Below are 14308 nucleotides of genomic sequence, written 5' to 3'. Positions count from 1 at the left end.
CCGGGCGCCAACTGCCTGCGCTGGACCGTATTTTGCTGCTTAACCGCCCATCTGGGGTCTATCGGGGGCACTCGTTCCCATAGCGGCCACTTGGGGTGGCACGATGCTTGCACACACCGGTCGAGGGGACGGTCGAGGCACATGAGCACACCAAGCACCGGGCAGCAGCCGGGGGCTGTCTGGTCGACGTACACGGGGATCGGGGCGCCGGAGTACCACCGGCCCCCCACACAGCGCACGGACAGCCCGCGGCTGCCCTCGGACACTCCCGAACACCACCTGGCCGCACTGAGCCTGCCCGAGCTGCGCGCGCTGCGCCGCGAGGCCCAGCGCGACGAGGCCGACCTCAGCTACGTACGGCGGCTGCTGCAGGGGCGGATCGACATCCTCCGCGCGGAACTGGCGCGGCGCAGCCCGGAGGGGGAGACCGCCCTCGCCGCGCCCGCCGAGGCGTCCGTCATCGAGCGGCTCGCGGAGATCCTGCGCGACGCCCCCGCCCGCCACCGCTCCTCCGCCCGGCACGTGACCCTGGGCACGCCCCAGGGCGAGGAGTACCGGCGGCTGGCCGCCGAGATGCTCGGCGAGGTCGAGCTGTCCGACCTGGGCGCGCGCACGGACCTGGAACTGAACACCGGGATCGGGCGGCTCGTGCGCTACGAGCAGCAGGTCTCCCGGCGCCGCCAGCGGCTCCAGCGCACGGCCGACGAGTGCAGCGCGGAGATCGCCCGCCGCTACCGCGAAGGGGAGGCGCAGGTCGACGACCTGCTGGTGTGAGCGCCCCTGGGGGCGTCGGGGAGGGCCGGTCGGATATTGACGCGACACCGACCGGCCCTCCCCTTAGCGTGAGGCCATGGCCCCTGCTTCCCGTGCCGACGGCATCGACGTACGTCCCGTCACCGAAGCCGAGTTCACCGACTGGCTGAGGGCCGTGAACACCGGCTTCCTGCGGGTGCCCGTGCTGTCCGAGGAGGAGATCGAGGGGCGCCGCGAGCGGTTCGTGGCGGGCCGTTACCTCGGTGCCTTCGACGGCGGCCGGTGCGTGGCGACCTTCCGTTCCTTCGACCAGGAGCTGACGGCCGTGGGCGGGGCGACGGTCCGGGCCGACGCCGTCTCGGGCGTCACCGTCCACCCCACCCACCGCCGTCGCGGCCTGCTCAGCAGCATGATGGCGCGGGACCTGGCCGCCGCGAAGGACCGCGGGGACGTCGTCGCGACGCTGATCGCCGCCGAGTACCCGATCTACGGCCGCTACGGCTTCGGGCCGGCGACCTGGACGGCCGAGTGGACGATCGACGTGCCCCGCGCCGGCCTCGACGCCCGCTGGGCGGGCCCGGCGGACGGCGGGCGGATCGATCTCGTGGAGGGCGAGGACGTCCGCAGGCTCGGTCCCGGCCTGCACGCGCGGCTGTGCCGCCGGCAGCCCGGCGCCATCGACCGCGACGAGCTGTGGTGGAAGTGGAACACCGGCGCCGTACGGGTCGACCCGTCCTGGAAGGACCCCTTCTTCGCCGTGTACCGCTCGGCGTCCGGCGAGGTCGAGGGCATGGCCGCCTACGACGTGGACGACAACTGGGGTGACGGCAAGCAGCCGTTGAACACGGCGACCGTGCGGTGGCTGACCGCCGTCACCCCGGCCGCGGAGCGCGCCCTGTGGCAGTACCTCTGCTCCATCGACTGGGTCGTGCGCGTCAAGAGCGGCTCACGGGCGCCCGACGATCTGCTCCCGCTGCTCCTGCCCGACCCGCGGGCGGCCGCGATCACCACGCTCGCGGACTGGCTGTGGGTGCGGATCCTCGACGTCGAACGGGCCCTGGAGGCGCGGACGTACGAGGGGGAGGGGACGCTGGTGCTGGAGGTCGCCGGGGTGGACGGGCTGACCGGTGGGCGCTACCGGCTCCAGGCCGGTGCCGAGGGGGCGTCCTGTACGCCGACCCGTCAGAGCGCCGAACTGGTGCTGGGCCTGGGCGATCTGGGGGCGCTGTGGCTCGGGGACGAGTCGGCGGTGCGGCTCGCGGCGGCCGGGCGGGTGCGGGAAGAACGAGCGGGCGCCGCCCGGGAGGCCGACGCCCTGCTGCGTACGTCCAGGCGGCCGTGGTGCCCGGACCTGTTCTGAGCCGCTCCCTTCTGCCGGTGGACAGGGACCCGCATCCGTAGCGAGTTGTTCGGTTGTGGTTGTTGTGCGGTGGCTTACGCCTGTTCTGTTGTTGTTCGGTTGTGCCTGACTGACCGGGCTCCCGGCTCCCCTCCGGAGGGGAGCCCGGCCAGCGGATCCTGGGGTGTCAGCCGGACGAGGTGAGCAGCATGACGAGGATCACCGCTCCGACGCCGCTAAGCAGGGTGTTCTTGGCCTTGATGCCGATGGACAGCGCAACGAAGGCGACGATGCCCATCGCCCCGAACGTCGACTGGACGAGTTGCTCGAATCCGATGGCCAGGACGGCGATGACGAGGGCGAAGAGCGGCATGGAGTCCATCCTTCCGGGACGTTGGATCAGCCAACCATCGGAAAGCGCAACCATTTTGACCAAGTTGGCAGCCAACTTATCCGTGGTTGGGTCTTCTTGGAAGTGTCTGGTAACCACCTGTTGAGTAACTCCACGAAGATGGCGCAAAGTTGTAATGTTCCAGAGTGACCTCGGACAGCGCGGCCCTCAACGGGCGGAAGACAGCACGGCCGTCGCACCGGGAAGTGGCGGACGTACTGCGCGAACGGATCGGGTCCGGCGAACTGCAGCCGGGTCAGCGCATGCCCACGCAGGCGCAGCTCGCCGACGAGTTCGGTGTCGAGCGCGGCGTCGTACGGCAGGCGCTGCGCATCCTGCAGTCCGAGCATCTGCTCACGAACGTGTCCAAGGGAAGCCCGGCCACGGTCGCCGACTTGCGCGGCGCCCCGGCCGGCCCGGCGGCCCCGCCCGCCGGTGCGCTGGTGGCGCTCGCGCCGAGGGTGACGGCCGCTTTCGAGGCCCGGCACGTCGAGATCAGCGCTGTGTGCCTGATGTCGACGTCGCTCACCCTCGCCATGAGCGAGCCCTTGCGGAAGATCCACGCGGGGGAGCTGAAACCGGCCAAGGTGGACGTACGGGTCCTGCTGCCCAGCAGTGACATCGACCTCGCCTTCCCGGCGCCCGTGACCCCCGGCGCTGCGGACCGGCTCCAGAGACACACGCGGTCCATGAAGCAGTCCCAGGCGCAGGTACTGAAGTACAACCTGCTGAACCTGCGCAGGACTCACCAGATCGACGTGAAGGTCAGCTTCCGCGCGCTGCCCTTCACGCCGCCCGTGAAGCTGTACCTCTTCAACGGGACTGAGGCGCTGTTCGCCTACTACGCGCCGAAGCGCCGCAAGCAGCAGATCGACCAGGAGAACATGGAGATGTACGGCGTCGAGGGCACGCAGTCGAAGCTGTTCGGCTTCCAGCGGGACGCCGGACTCCGGGACACGGCGTTCGTCGACCAGTCGTGTCTGTGGTTCGAGTCGCTCTGGGACACCATCAGCACTGATCTGCCCCTGACGGTCTGACGGCCGCCGGATCACAGCGCCGGCTTCGAGACCATGAGGGCGAGCGCCACCGCGCCGATGCTGCTGCACGTGTGGTTGCGGGCCTTGATCCCGATCACCAGCAGCAGAAGCGCGACGATGCCGACCACGCCATACTTCCACTGGAACAATTGTTCGAGAGTGGCGGCTGCGGTGCCGAGCACGAGAGCTTTCACGGACACGGCGGTGTCTCCTTAGGGTGGGGAGGGCGCGTCCTCCCTTCGGCGATGAGCGGCCGAAGATCGATGCCAACTTGGACGAGTTGGTTGCCAACTATGGCTAAGTAGTTCCTACTTGGCCGATATCGTTAAACAACTTTCCGCGAACTCCCTCCGAGTGGGGTGGAGTCGTACCGATCGGTCGTGACGGAGGACGGCGTGGCAGTGCACAGCAGGAGGCTCTCGCCCCAGGAGATCGCCGACACCTTGCGGGAACGCATCCGTGCGGGCCGGCTCAGGTCCGGGGAGCGCCTGCCCACCCAGGCCGAACTCGCGGAGGAGTTCGGTGTCGAACGCGGCGCCGTCCGCCAGGCCCTGCGGGCACTCCAGGAGGACGGGCTCCTCACCAACGTCAGCAAGGGCAGCCCGCCGCGGATCGCCGCTCCCGCTCCGGCCCGGGAGGAGCCCCAGCCGACGATGGTGGGGCTGGCGCCGCGCCTGACGCAGGCGTTCTCGGTCCCGCAGGTCCGCGTCGACGTCGTCTGCCACACCGCGGAGACGCTGATGGTCGCCCTCGGCGAGCCGCTCCGGATGATCCACGAGGGCCGGATCCGCCCCGAGTCGATCGACGTCCGCATCCTCGTGCCGTCCCGGGACATCGAACTGGCCTTCCCCGTACCCGTGGAGGCGCACGGCGATGACAACCCGGTCCACCAGCGCTGGCTGGCGATGCGCAACGCGCACGGGCAGGTGCTCCAGCACAACCTGCTGGCCCTGCGCTCCACGCACGGCATCGACGTCAGTGTGATGTTCCGGGCGCTGCCCTTCACCCCGCCCGTGAAGCTGTACCTCCTCAACGGGGAGGAGGCGCTGATCGGCTACTACATGCTGACCAGGCGCGCGGAGGAGTGGGGCAGCCAGACCCTGGACATGTACGACGTCCTCGGCTCGCAGTCCGTCCTCTTCTCCTTCACTCGGCGGGCGGACCAACGGGACGCGGCGTTCGTTGACGAATCCCAGAAGTGGTTCGACGCCCTGTGGGAGACCATCACGACCGACCTGACCCTGTCCTGACCGCGGCCGCTCAAGCGGCCCGTCGCCGACCATTACCCCGACCACCTCCCCCCAGGTCGTCCAATTGGACTGGTTGACTTGTATTGGCTTTTCCCTGTCTGGCTGATCGACTAACAACTGGCCCAATTGGTGGTCTGCTTGGCCGCAAGTGGTGTGTTGGTGGAGTGATGGAGGTAGGTTCGGTGTGTGGTCAGCTCACGTGATACAGACACCGGAGACACCGACACCGGAGGCACCGGAGGCACCCGAGGCCGGGCGTTCCACCGGGTGTACAACGCTCTGCTGAACCAGCTGACGAACGGGACTTACCAGCCGGGGGACCTACTGCCTCCCCAACGGGACCTCGCAGACGAGTACGGAGTCGCCCGGGACACGGTGCGCAGGGTCCTGGACCATATGGCCAAGGAAAGGTGGATCTCCACCCGGCAGGGCAGCGGCAGCAAGGTGCTGCGCCCGCCCAGCGGCACCGGGACACTCCAGGCACCGTCGCTCGACGGGGTGATCCGCGCGGCCTTCGAGCAGCCGGAGGTGTCCCTGGACGTCTACAACCTGACGTCCGAGACGCTGGGCGGTCATATAAGGGTGCAGGCCGGGCGCATCGTCTCCGGGGAGATCACCCCCCGCCGGGTGTCCGTACGCATGCTGCTGCCGTCGACGGACGTGCCGCTCGAGTACCCCCGTGCCCAGGACCCCGGCGACTCCCGGGTCTGGGAGCGCTTCGTGAGGATCTCCCAGCAGCGCGAGCGGGACATACGGGAGCTGATGGAGGACCTGAGCGACATCGTCGACGTCTCCCTGGAGATCCGCAAGATCCGCGCGACCCCGGAGGTCAAGCTGTACGTCTTCAACGACGCCGAGATGCTGTACGGCTACTACGAGGTGGTCAAGAAGGACATCAAGGTCGACGACGGCAGCGTCGTCCCGGCGCTCGACGTCCTCGGTCTGGGCCTGACCCTCCACTACTCCCGCCGTCAGGAGGGCGTGACGGCGCACGAGTCCAGTCCGTTTGCCAGTCGGCAGGCCTGGTTCGAGTCGCGCTGGAACCTGCTCGGACAGGAGTGACGACGCCCCGGAGCGGAACCGAGGGGTACGAATTCCGGGGGCGGTGCAGTGAACGCGACGTTGGGAGCGGCATGAACGCTGGTCTTGGTGACAACAGTGACATCGAGGAAGTCGGGGATGCGCAGGAACTGCTCTGGGGCGACGCGAACGGCCCGGGAGCGCGTTGTGTCCTGTTCGACTTCGACGGCCCGGTCTGCCGGCTCTTCCCGGAGGGATCGTCGAGGGCCCTGGCCGACAGGCTCCGGGACCTGGTGTCCGCCTTCGGCCTCGCGGGCGTACTGACGCCGCAGGAGCGGACCGACAAGAACCCGCACGCGGTGTTGCGCGCCCTGCACCGGGCCCGGTGGGACGAGGACTTGGGGGACGCGGACGTCGAAGGACTGGTGGACAGGCTCGAGGTGTGCGTGACCGAGGGGGAGCTGGCCGCGGCGCGGACCGCCTGGCCCACTCCGCACGCGCACGCGCTCATCCGGCGACTGGTCGCGGGCGGACTCCGGCTGGCCGTCGTCACCAACAACTCCCCCAAAGCGGCCGGCCACTACCTCCGCGCCCATGGGCTGCACGGGTGCTTCGAGGCCATCCACGGCCGCACCGCCGACCCCGACCTCATGAAACCGCACCCGGATGTCCTCCACCGGGCGCTCGGGAGTCTGGGCCTCCCGGCGGAGGACGCGGTGATGATCGGGGACGCGCCGATGGACTTCCTGGCTGCTGAGCGGGCGGGCGTCCGGTTCATCGGCTACGGCCGGAACGCCCTCAAGCGGGCCCGGATGCGGGATGCGGGGGCGAAGGTCGTGGTCGGATCGTTCGCTCCGCTGTTCCCTGAGACGGGGCGGAGCGGCGTCGGGGAGGCAGCGGGGGGCGCACGCGTCCGGTGACGGCGGACGCTGCCCGCCGAGCTGCGTAAGCTCGCTGGCCATGAACGAGATCGGCAACGAGACCGGCTTGCGTGAGCGCAAGAAGCGGCGGATGTACGAGACGGTGTCGGACATCGCCATCCGGCTCTTCCTGGAGAAGGGGTTCGACGCGGTGTCCGTCGCCGAGGTGGCGGCGGCGGCCGAGATCTCCAAGCCGACGCTGTTCCGGTACTTCCCGGCCAAGGAGGATCTGGTGCTGTACCGGATCGCCGACCACGAGGGGGAGGCCGCGCGGGTCGTGGCGGGGGCGGCGGGGGCGCCCGTGGAGGCGCTGCGGCGGCACTTCCTGGAGGGGCTGGAGCGGGGCGATCCGGTGACCGGGCTCAACGACGATCCCCGGGTGCTCGCCTTCCACGGCCTGCTCTACGAGACGCCCTCCCTGGTCGCCCGGGCGCAGCTGCACCAGGAGCGGTCCGAGGCCGCGCTCGCCGAGGTGCTCGGGGGCGATCTGGACGCGCGGCTCGCGGCCGGGCAGATCATGGCCGTGCAGCGGATCCTCGCGCTGGAGAACTGGCGGCGGATCGCGGCGGGGGAGCGCGCGGCGGAGCTGCGGGCCGAGGCGGTGGCGGCGGCGGAGCGGGCGTTCGGGTGGCTCGCGGCCGGGATGCCGGCGCGCCTGCGGCGTGCCCGAGGGCAGGACACCACCACCCCCACGCTGTGATACTCGGTAACTAATTTAACTCGGTCACATTTTTTGGGTACGCTCGGTGGAATGACGCCGACCGAACCCGCCCTCCAGCACGCCCTCACCCAGGAACGCGCCCACCACGACCGCTGCCGGGCCGCCCTCGCCGCGATGGTCGAGGGCGCCGGTGAACAGGTCGTCATCGGGGAGGACGTCTCCGCCTCGGGCGCCGACGCCGAAGTCCTCGGCCACCGGCTGCGCAGCCGGGCCAAGGCGCTGCGGGAACTGCCCGAGGGCCCCCTGTTCTTCGGGGCGCTGGAGTTCGAGGACGCGGCCGGGCGCCTGCACATCGGGCGGCTGCGCATCTCCGAGCATCCGGCCGAACCGCCCCTCGTCGTCGACTGGCGCGCACCCGTCTCGCGCGCCTTCTACCAGGCCTCGGCCCGTGATCCGCAGGACGTCGTCGTGCGCCGGCGGTTCGGGTGGTCGCCCGGCAGCCGGGGCGACTCCGGGGATCTCACCGGCCTGGAGGACGAGTACCTGGGGCAGGGGGAGAGCCGCGCCAGCGAGATCGTCGCCCGGGAGATCGAACGGCCGCGCGTCGGGCCCATGCGGGACATCGCCGCGACCATCCAGCCCGAGCAGGACGACCTCGTCCGAGGGGATCTCGCGCTGTCGGTGTGCGTGCAGGGCGCGCCCGGCACCGGCAAGACCGCCGTCGGCCTGCACCGGGCCGCGTACCTGCTCTACACGCACCCGCAGCGTGTCCGGCGCGGCGGCCTGCTGATCCTCGGGCCCAACCGCACCTTCCTGTCGTACATCGCGGAGGTCCTCCCCGCCCTCGGCGAGACGGGGGTGCGGCAGTCGACGCTCGCCGAGGAGATCGCCCACTGGCCGGTCCGGGCCGTGGACGACGACTCCGCCGCCGCCGTCAAGCACGACGCCCGGATGGCCGAGGTGCTGCGGCGGGCGCTGTACGCGAGGGTGCGCGCGGAGGGGGCCGGTGAGCTGGCCGTGCCGGACGGGTCGTACCGGTGGCGGGTGCCGGCGGAGGAACTGGCGCGGATCGTGCGGGACGTACGGGAGGAGGAACCGCCGTACGGGGTCGGGCGGGAGCGGGTGCGGGCGCGGATCGTGCGGTGTCTGCGCGAGCAGGCCGAGCGGCGGGCCGGGCCGCCCACGAACGCCTGGGTGCGCAAGGTCGAGCGGGCCCGGCCGGTGTCCGCGTACCTCGACGCCGTCTGGCCCCGGGTGCGGCCCGAGGAGGTCGTGGCCCAACTGCTCGGCGACGAGGCGGCGCTGGCGTCGGCCGCGGACGGGCTGCTGGACGCCGGGGAGCAGCGGGCGCTGCTGTGGGCGAGGCCGCCGCGGTCGTGGAAGTCGGCGCGCTGGTCGGCCGCCGACCTGGTGCTGCTCGACGAGGTGGCCGGGCTGATCGAGCATCCGGAGGGGTACGGGCACGTCGTCGTCGACGAGGCGCAGGACCTGTCCCCGATGGAGTGCCGGGCCATCGCCCGCCGGGCGCCCTTCGGGTCGCTGACGGTGCTGGGCGACCTGGCGCAGGGGACGACGCCGTGGGCGGCGCGCTCGTGGCGCACGGTCCTCGCGCACCTGGGGAAGCCGGACGCGGCCGTGGTCGAGCTGACCACCGGCTTCCGGGTGCCGCAGGCGGTCGTCGGGCTGGCCAACCGGCTGCTGGAGCGGCTGGACGTCGATGTGCCGAAGGCCCGTTCGCTGCGCGGGGACGGGGAGTTGCGGATGCGGGAGGCCGCGCCGGACGCGGTGCCCGCGGCGGTCGTGGACGCCGTACGGGACGCGCTGGAGCGGGAGGGCTCGGTCGGGGTCGTCGCCGCGGACGCGGACGTGCCCCGGGTGCGGGCGGCGCTGGACGCGGCGGGGATCGCGGCGGCGGGCCCGGAGGAACTCGGCGCGCGGGTGTCCCTGGTGCCGGCGAGCGTGGTCAAGGGCCTGGAGTACGACCAGGTCGTGGCCGTGGAGCCGGCGGCGATCGCCGAGGCGGAGGAGCGGGGGCTGCACCGGCTGTACGTGGTGCTGACGCGGGCGGTGTCACGGCTGGAGGTGGTGCGGGCGAAACCGCTGCCCTTCTGATCACGGCAGGCCCTAAGGTCCATGTCATGGCTGACGTCGACGCGTTCACGGACATACCCACGACCACGCTGGCCGATCTGCTGGGCCGCGCGCAGGTGATGGACATCGGGATCCGGCCGCTGTGGGGGCCGGTGCCGAGAGTCGCCGGGCCGGCCTTCACCGTACGGTGTCCGCCCGGGGACAACCTGATGCTGCACGCGGCGATCCACCGGGCCGCCCCCGGCGCGGTCGTCGTCGTGGAGTCGGGAGACCTGGACTACGCCCTGGCCGGCGGCAACGTGTGCGCCGTCGCCCAGCGCCGGGGCGTCACCGCGTTCGTCGCCGACGGGCTGATCCGCGACCTCGCCGAGGTGCGCGAGGCGCGCTTCCCGGTGTTCGCCCGCGGCGTCATCCCCATCCCGGGCACCAAGTCGGCCGCACGGCCGCTGAACGAGCGGGTGCGCTGCGGCGGGGTGTCCGTCGACCCGGGCGACGTGGTCGTGGCCGACGAGGAGGGCGTCGTGGTGGTGCCCGGGGCCCGCCGCGAGGAGATCCTCGCCGGGGCCCGGGCGAAGCTGGCGAAGGAGGCCGGGGAGACCCTGGACATGTGGGAGTCGGCGCACCGGGCGCGGATCGACAGCATCCTGGCGGATCAGGGGTTCGAGGAGTCCCAGCGCTGAGCGCTGCCCTGTCCGACACCCCGGCCGGGTCTCACCGCCGTGCGATGACCTCCGCGATACGGATGAAACCGTCCTCCCCGTGGCCCAGCCCGATGGTTCGGCGGGCCATGCCCTCGGCCGCGCGCATGACACCGGCGTCGATGCCGTGCTCCTCCGAGACGTGGACGATATGGGCCATGGACGACACGGCCGACGTCAGCGGATTGCCCTCGCCGGTGTAGGTGCCGGCGTCGGCGTCCGCGGCGGTCTCCGCGAACGCTGGCGGCAGGATCGCGCCGATGCCCTGGGCGAAGGGCGCCAGTTCGGTCGCGGAGACGCCCTCGGCGCGGGCCACCGCCAGGGCGTGCGCGTAGCCCGCCATCGCCGTCCAGAAGATGTCGAGCAGGGCGATGTCGTAGGCCGCGGCCCGGCCCGGGTCCTCCCCCAGGTGGGTGTGGGCGCCGCCCAACGCCTCGCGCAGGGGCACCAGTTCGGCGTAGAGGTCGGCCGGTCCGCTGTGCAGGAAGACGGCGTCGGGGGTGCCGATGGTGGTCGTCGGCGTCATGATCGCGCCGTCCAGGTAGCGGACGCCGTGCGCGGCGGCCCAGCCGGCGGTGTCGCGGGCGCGGGCCGGGGTGTCGGCCGTCAGGTTCACGACCGTACGGCCCTTGAGAGCGGCGGCGACCTCGTCCTGGCGCAGGACGGCGTCGACGGCGTCGTAGTTCACCACGCAGACGATGACCACCTCACCGGCGGCGGCTGCCTCGGCCGCCGAGCCGGCGCCCACCGCCCCCCGTTCGACGAGTTCCCGGTCCCTGCCCGGGGTGCGGTTCCAGACCGTGGTCGGCAGTCCCGCGTCCAGCAGGGCACCGGCCAGGGCGCGGCCCATCGGACCGAGACCGAGGACGGTGACGGCGGGCCGGGCGGAATGTTCCGGGGACGAGGACGTGCTGTACGTGGACACGCTTGAACTCCCTTGTGGACATGCACAATTGATGACGAATGGGGCTGAAGGATGACACGCCGGCGCCAGGATCCGAACGTCTGCGGAGTGACGGCCGCGATCGCCGTGATCGACGGCAAGTGGAAGACGACCCTGCTCTGGCAGCTGGAGTCGGGCCCGCGCCGCCCGGGCGAACTGCGCCGGCAACTGCCCGGCCTCACCGAGAAGGTGCTGACCGAGGCGCTGCGGGAGATGGAGGCGGACGGGCTGGTGCACCGGGAGGTGTACGACGTCCTGCCGCCGAAGACGGTCTACTCCCTGACCGCGTTCGGCCGTGAACTCGCCGAGGCACTGGCCCCGTTGTCCGACTGGGGCCACCGCCGCCTGGAAAAACTGACGGAGGCCACCCGACCGGCCTCCTGACCTGTACGTCACCCCCGTCCCGTCCCAAACTCCGACGCCTCACCGCCGCCCTGCGACCAGCTTGGCCCGGAGCCCGGGCGTTGCCCAGTACCCACAAAAAAGTGGGTGCAGGCGAGACCGCCTACGGGGTGAGGCGCTGGGGCACCGCGAAGTGCGGGTGCGTGAACAGGCGGGCCAGGGCGGCCGGTTCGTCGGCGGCGCAGGTGGCGGCGAGGGTGTCGATGAGGAGGTCGTAGTCGGGGCCGGTCCGGCCCTCGTAGGCCTCGGTCATGCGGCCCCACTCGTCCCAGTTGAGCATCTCGTGCTTGCACAGGGCCGCGAGGTCGCGGACGGCGTTGCCGCTGATCTCGTGGGGGCCCCAGGCGTGGTCGGTGCCGGCCACGCCGTAGCGGCCGGGGTCGAGCAGGCCGGCGCGGTAGCGGGTCCAGGCCTCGCCGCCGGTCAGGAACTCGCCCGGCGCGAGGTCCTCGGGGCGCTCGACGTACCCGTTGCCGAGGTGCTCGGTGTCGACCCGCACCCAGCGCCGCTCGCCCGCGTGCCGGTACTCGGTGATCCAGTGGTCGAGGCCGCGGCCCTCGGTGAAGTAGGTGCCGAAGCCGCAGCGGGCCCGGGCCGGGATGCCCCGGGCCCGGAGGAACGCGCAGGCCAGGGTGGCGAAGTGGCGGCAGGTGCCGACGACCCGGTGCTCCGGGGGGCGGGGGTGGTGCAGCGGGGCCGGGTCGAGGGCGGTCAGGGCCGTGAGCAGGCCGCTGACCGGCCGGATGTCCTTCTCGGCGATCCGGGACTCGGGAAGCCCGAGCCGGGCGGCGTCGGAGGGCTGGATGACCAGGGACCGGGCGGCGGCACAGATCCCGACCGGGTCGTCCGGAAGCCCCTCCAGGAGCGCCGGCTGCCCGGCCTCCAGGCGGGTGTGGGGGCCGGGGCGGGAGTAGTCGAGCGCGGTGGCGGTCATGCCCTGGGAGCGTAGGGGGCGGGGCTGACAGCCGTCTCCCGTTCAGGATCGTTCCGCGAAGGCTCCTTCCGGGGTGAAGGCCAGTTCGGCGAAGCGTTTGCCGATGTGGTGGTGGGTTGCCGCGTCCGGGTGGACGTTGTCGGGCAGGGGGCGTTCGGCCGCGTCGGACTCGCCGTAGAGGGCGAGGCCGTCGAGGTAGTGGAGGTTCGGGTCGTCGGCCGCGCGCAGGCGTACGAGGCGGGAGAGTTCCTCGCGGATGACGCGGAGCGTGAGCTTCCCGGTGGCCGTCTCCGCCGGGTCGCCCATCGCGGCGAACCGCAGCCGGCCCTCGCCGATCCCGCCGAGGTCCGGGGCGGTGGGGCCGGGCGTGTCCTCGTGGATCGCGCAGTGGACCGGGGAGACGACCAGCAGCGGCGTGTCGGGGTGTCCGTCCCGGATCGTGTCGAGGAAACCGTGCACGGCCGGGCCGAAGGCGCGCAGCCGCATCACGTCGCCGTTGACGATGTTGATGCCGATCTTCACGCTGATCAGGTCCGCCGGGGTGCCCCGCATGGCCCGCGCGGTGAACGGGTCGAGCATCATGCTGCCGCCCATGCCGAGGTTGATCAGCTCCACCCCGCCGAGGGACGCGGCGACCGCGGGCCAGATGGCCGTGGGGCCGGCGGCGTCGGAGCCCTGGCTGATCGAACTGCCGTGGTGCAGCCACACCCTGCGGCCCCGGTCCGGCAGCGGCGCGACGGGCGCGTCGGTGCGCAGCGCGACGAGCTCGGTGGTCTCGTTGTGCGGCAGCCAGATCTCGACGTCCTTCTCGCCCGCCGGCAGGCCGGTGAAGCGGACCGTGCCGACCGGGCCGGGCGTGAGTTCGGTCTTCCATGTGGCCATGTCGACGGTGAGGACGTTGCCGCCGGTGGCGGAGGCCCGACCGGCCGGACGGCCGTCCACGAGCAGTTCGTACAGCCCGTCCGGGCGAGGCGGGGCCCCGACGTAGTCGCGCTTGGTACGCAGCGTGTCCAGTTCCACGGCGGTCGCGGCGCTGCGGAAGGCCAGGCGTACGCCGGAGGGCTGCGCCTCGGCCATCGCCAGCTGCGCGTCCGAGTTCTGGGCGCGGGCCCGGGCGGGCAGCCGGTGCGGGAGCAGGCCGTGCTCGGTGCGCTCCAGGTCGAGGGCGCCGCGCAGCAGTTCCAGGGTGAGGGGGATGGTGATCCAGTCGTGCTCGGTGTGCATGGTGTCAGCCTTGGCTTTCCGTGGGGGGCGGGGGCCAGTTGCGCAGCAGCGTGTCGAGGGCGTCGAGGACGCGTACCCACGTCTGGTCGGTGTCGGGGGCGCTGTGGCTGAAGCCGCCGCCCAGCTCCAGGCTCACGTACCCGTGGAAGACGCTGCCCAGCAGCCGGACGGCGTGGGTCTGGTCCGGTTCCGTCAGGTCGTAGCCGCGCAGCAGGGCGCGGGTCATCTGCGCGTGCCGCACGCCGGCGCTCGCGGCCGCCGTCTCGGGGTCGAGCCGCAGCTGGGCCGCGGCGTACCGGCCGGGGTGTTCCCGGGCGTAGTCGCGGTACACGTTCGCGAGGGCGGCCAGGGCCTCCTTGCCGGACCGGCCGGCCAGGGCGTCGGCGGCCCGGTCGGCGAGTTCCGCGAGGGCGAGCAGGGCGATCCGGGTCTTCAGGTCCTGGGAGTTCTTCACGTGCGAGTACAGGCTCGCGACCTTGACGTCGAACCGCCGGGCGAGCGCCGAGACGGTCACCTGGTCGAAGCCGACCTCGTCGGCGAGTTCGGCGCCCGCCCGGGTCAGACGCTCCGTGGTCAGGCCTACCCGTGCCATACGGCTTCTCCCTTCTGCCTGAAGAGAGTGTGCATCTGCCTAATAGGTTTAGG

Annotated in this window: 16 protein-coding genes; 10 read left to right on the top strand and 6 right to left on the bottom strand. The window is 71.9% G+C overall.

Features of this window, described 5'->3' with window-relative positions:
* The first annotated feature begins 141 nt into the window (after positions 1-141).
* Both ABZ386_RS25965 and ABZ386_RS25960 read left to right on the top strand, forming a co-directional pair.
* The gene (locus tag ABZ386_RS25965) at positions 142-774 is read left to right on the top strand and encodes an aerial mycelium formation protein (protein WP_351338240.1); all 633 of its coding nucleotides are present in this window, start codon (positions 142-144) and stop codon (positions 772-774) included.
* A gap of 76 nt (positions 775-850) precedes the next feature.
* Positions 851-2113, top strand: a complete 1263-nt coding sequence (locus ABZ386_RS25960) for a GNAT family N-acetyltransferase (protein ID WP_358966003.1) — start codon at positions 851-853, stop codon at positions 2111-2113.
* A 166-nt stretch (positions 2114-2279) separates the two neighbouring features.
* Here ABZ386_RS25960 and ABZ386_RS25955 read toward each other — a convergent pair whose 3' ends face one another.
* A complete protein-coding gene (locus ABZ386_RS25955) occupies positions 2280-2465 on the bottom strand; it encodes a hypothetical protein (RefSeq protein WP_351338245.1) in 186 nt (61 codons plus the stop codon).
* Positions 2466-2629: 164 nt separating this feature from the next.
* Between ABZ386_RS25955 and ABZ386_RS25950 the strand changes: the two genes are divergently transcribed.
* Positions 2630-3520: a winged helix-turn-helix domain-containing protein gene (locus ABZ386_RS25950; RefSeq protein WP_358966000.1), complete on the top strand. Its 891-nt coding sequence runs from the start codon at positions 2630-2632 to the stop codon at positions 3518-3520.
* Positions 3521-3531: 11 nt separating this feature from the next.
* Here the strand turns inward: ABZ386_RS25950 and ABZ386_RS25945 are convergent, their stop codons facing one another.
* Positions 3532-3720 carry a hypothetical protein gene (locus ABZ386_RS25945; RefSeq protein WP_358965997.1) on the bottom strand — a complete coding sequence of 63 codons (189 nt, stop codon included), beginning with the start codon at positions 3718-3720 and terminating at the stop codon, positions 3532-3534.
* Between the two features lie 195 nt (positions 3721-3915).
* Between ABZ386_RS25945 and ABZ386_RS25940 the strand changes: the two genes are divergently transcribed.
* The 6 genes from ABZ386_RS25940 (at position 3916) to ABZ386_RS25915 (ending at position 10142) form a co-directional block, all read left to right on the top strand.
* Positions 3916-4770 (top strand): winged helix-turn-helix domain-containing protein, encoded by an 855-nt coding sequence (locus tag ABZ386_RS25940; protein WP_358965994.1) that lies wholly within the window; start codon positions 3916-3918, stop codon positions 4768-4770.
* A gap of 186 nt (positions 4771-4956) precedes the next feature.
* Entirely contained in the window at positions 4957-5832 is an 876-nt protein-coding gene (locus ABZ386_RS25935; RefSeq protein WP_356500422.1) for a winged helix-turn-helix domain-containing protein, read from the top strand.
* 71 nt (positions 5833-5903) lie between these two features.
* Positions 5904-6710 (top strand): HAD family hydrolase, encoded by an 807-nt coding sequence (locus tag ABZ386_RS25930; protein WP_351338258.1) that lies wholly within the window; start codon positions 5904-5906, stop codon positions 6708-6710.
* A gap of 40 nt (positions 6711-6750) precedes the next feature.
* Positions 6751-7410, top strand: coding sequence for a TetR family transcriptional regulator (locus tag ABZ386_RS25925; protein ID WP_358965991.1), 660 nt, complete (start codon positions 6751-6753; stop codon positions 7408-7410).
* A 51-nt stretch (positions 7411-7461) separates the two neighbouring features.
* Entirely contained in the window at positions 7462-9483 is a 2022-nt protein-coding gene (locus ABZ386_RS25920; protein ID WP_358965988.1) for an AAA family ATPase, read from the top strand.
* Between the two features lie 26 nt (positions 9484-9509).
* On the top strand, positions 9510-10142 hold the full coding sequence (locus tag ABZ386_RS25915; RefSeq protein ID WP_351338265.1) for an RraA family protein: 633 nt from the start codon (positions 9510-9512) through the stop codon (positions 10140-10142).
* A gap of 31 nt (positions 10143-10173) precedes the next feature.
* Here the strand turns inward: ABZ386_RS25915 and ABZ386_RS25910 are convergent, their stop codons facing one another.
* On the bottom strand, positions 10174-11010 hold the full coding sequence (locus ABZ386_RS25910) for an NAD(P)-binding domain-containing protein (RefSeq protein WP_358966093.1): 837 nt from the start codon (positions 11008-11010) through the stop codon (positions 10174-10176).
* Between the two features lie 126 nt (positions 11011-11136).
* Here ABZ386_RS25910 and ABZ386_RS25905 point away from each other — a divergent pair, with 126 nt between their 5' ends.
* A complete protein-coding gene (locus tag ABZ386_RS25905) occupies positions 11137-11487 on the top strand; it encodes a helix-turn-helix domain-containing protein (protein WP_351338267.1) in 351 nt (116 codons plus the stop codon).
* Positions 11488-11608: 121 nt separating this feature from the next.
* Here the strand turns inward: ABZ386_RS25905 and ABZ386_RS25900 are convergent, their stop codons facing one another.
* Genes ABZ386_RS25900 through ABZ386_RS25890 form a run of 3 tightly spaced genes read right to left on the bottom strand, consistent with a single transcriptional unit; the run spans position 11609 to position 14255 of the window.
* The gene (locus ABZ386_RS25900; RefSeq protein ID WP_355716101.1) at positions 11609-12439 is read right to left on the bottom strand and encodes a transglutaminase-like domain-containing protein; all 831 of its coding nucleotides are present in this window, start codon (positions 12437-12439) and stop codon (positions 11609-11611) included.
* A gap of 42 nt (positions 12440-12481) precedes the next feature.
* On the bottom strand, positions 12482-13663 hold the full coding sequence (locus tag ABZ386_RS25895; protein WP_358965985.1) for a GDSL-type esterase/lipase family protein: 1182 nt from the start codon (positions 13661-13663) through the stop codon (positions 12482-12484).
* 4 nt (positions 13664-13667) lie between these two features.
* Positions 13668-14255, bottom strand: a complete 588-nt coding sequence (locus ABZ386_RS25890) for a WHG domain-containing protein (RefSeq protein WP_351338273.1) — start codon at positions 14253-14255, stop codon at positions 13668-13670.
* Positions 14256-14308 lie beyond the last annotated feature (53 nt).

Source organism: Streptomyces sp. NPDC006140, assembly GCF_040628815.1.
Lineage (GTDB): Bacteria > Actinomycetota > Actinomycetes > Streptomycetales > Streptomycetaceae > Streptomyces.
Note: the sequence above shows the minus strand (reverse complement) of the source record. Positions and strands in the feature narration are given on the sequence as shown.

Coding starts and splice junctions, on each gene's coding strand:
- ABZ386_RS25965 (WP_351338240.1), top strand. CDS start 142: ATGAGCACACCAAGCACCGGGCAGCAGCCGGGGGCTGTCTGGTCGACG.
- ABZ386_RS25960 (WP_358966003.1), top strand. CDS start 851: ATGGCCCCTGCTTCCCGTGCCGACGGCATCGACGTACGTCCCGTCACC.
- ABZ386_RS25955 (WP_351338245.1), bottom strand. CDS start 2,465: ATGCCGCTCTTCGCCCTCGTCATCGCCGTCCTGGCCATCGGATTCGAG.
- ABZ386_RS25930 (WP_351338258.1), top strand. CDS start 5,904: ATGAACGCTGGTCTTGGTGACAACAGTGACATCGAGGAAGTCGGGGAT.
- ABZ386_RS25925 (WP_358965991.1), top strand. CDS start 6,751: ATGAACGAGATCGGCAACGAGACCGGCTTGCGTGAGCGCAAGAAGCGG.
- ABZ386_RS25920 (WP_358965988.1), top strand. CDS start 7,462: ATGACGCCGACCGAACCCGCCCTCCAGCACGCCCTCACCCAGGAACGC.
- ABZ386_RS25915 (WP_351338265.1), top strand. CDS start 9,510: ATGGCTGACGTCGACGCGTTCACGGACATACCCACGACCACGCTGGCC.
- ABZ386_RS25910 (WP_358966093.1), bottom strand. CDS start 11,010: ATGGGCCGCGCCCTGGCCGGTGCCCTGCTGGACGCGGGACTGCCGACC.
- ABZ386_RS25905 (WP_351338267.1), top strand. CDS start 11,137: ATGACACGCCGGCGCCAGGATCCGAACGTCTGCGGAGTGACGGCCGCG.
- ABZ386_RS25900 (WP_355716101.1), bottom strand. CDS start 12,439: ATGACCGCCACCGCGCTCGACTACTCCCGCCCCGGCCCCCACACCCGC.
- ABZ386_RS25895 (WP_358965985.1), bottom strand. CDS start 13,663: ATGCACACCGAGCACGACTGGATCACCATCCCCCTCACCCTGGAACTG.
- ABZ386_RS25890 (WP_351338273.1), bottom strand. CDS start 14,255: ATGGCACGGGTAGGCCTGACCACGGAGCGTCTGACCCGGGCGGGCGCC.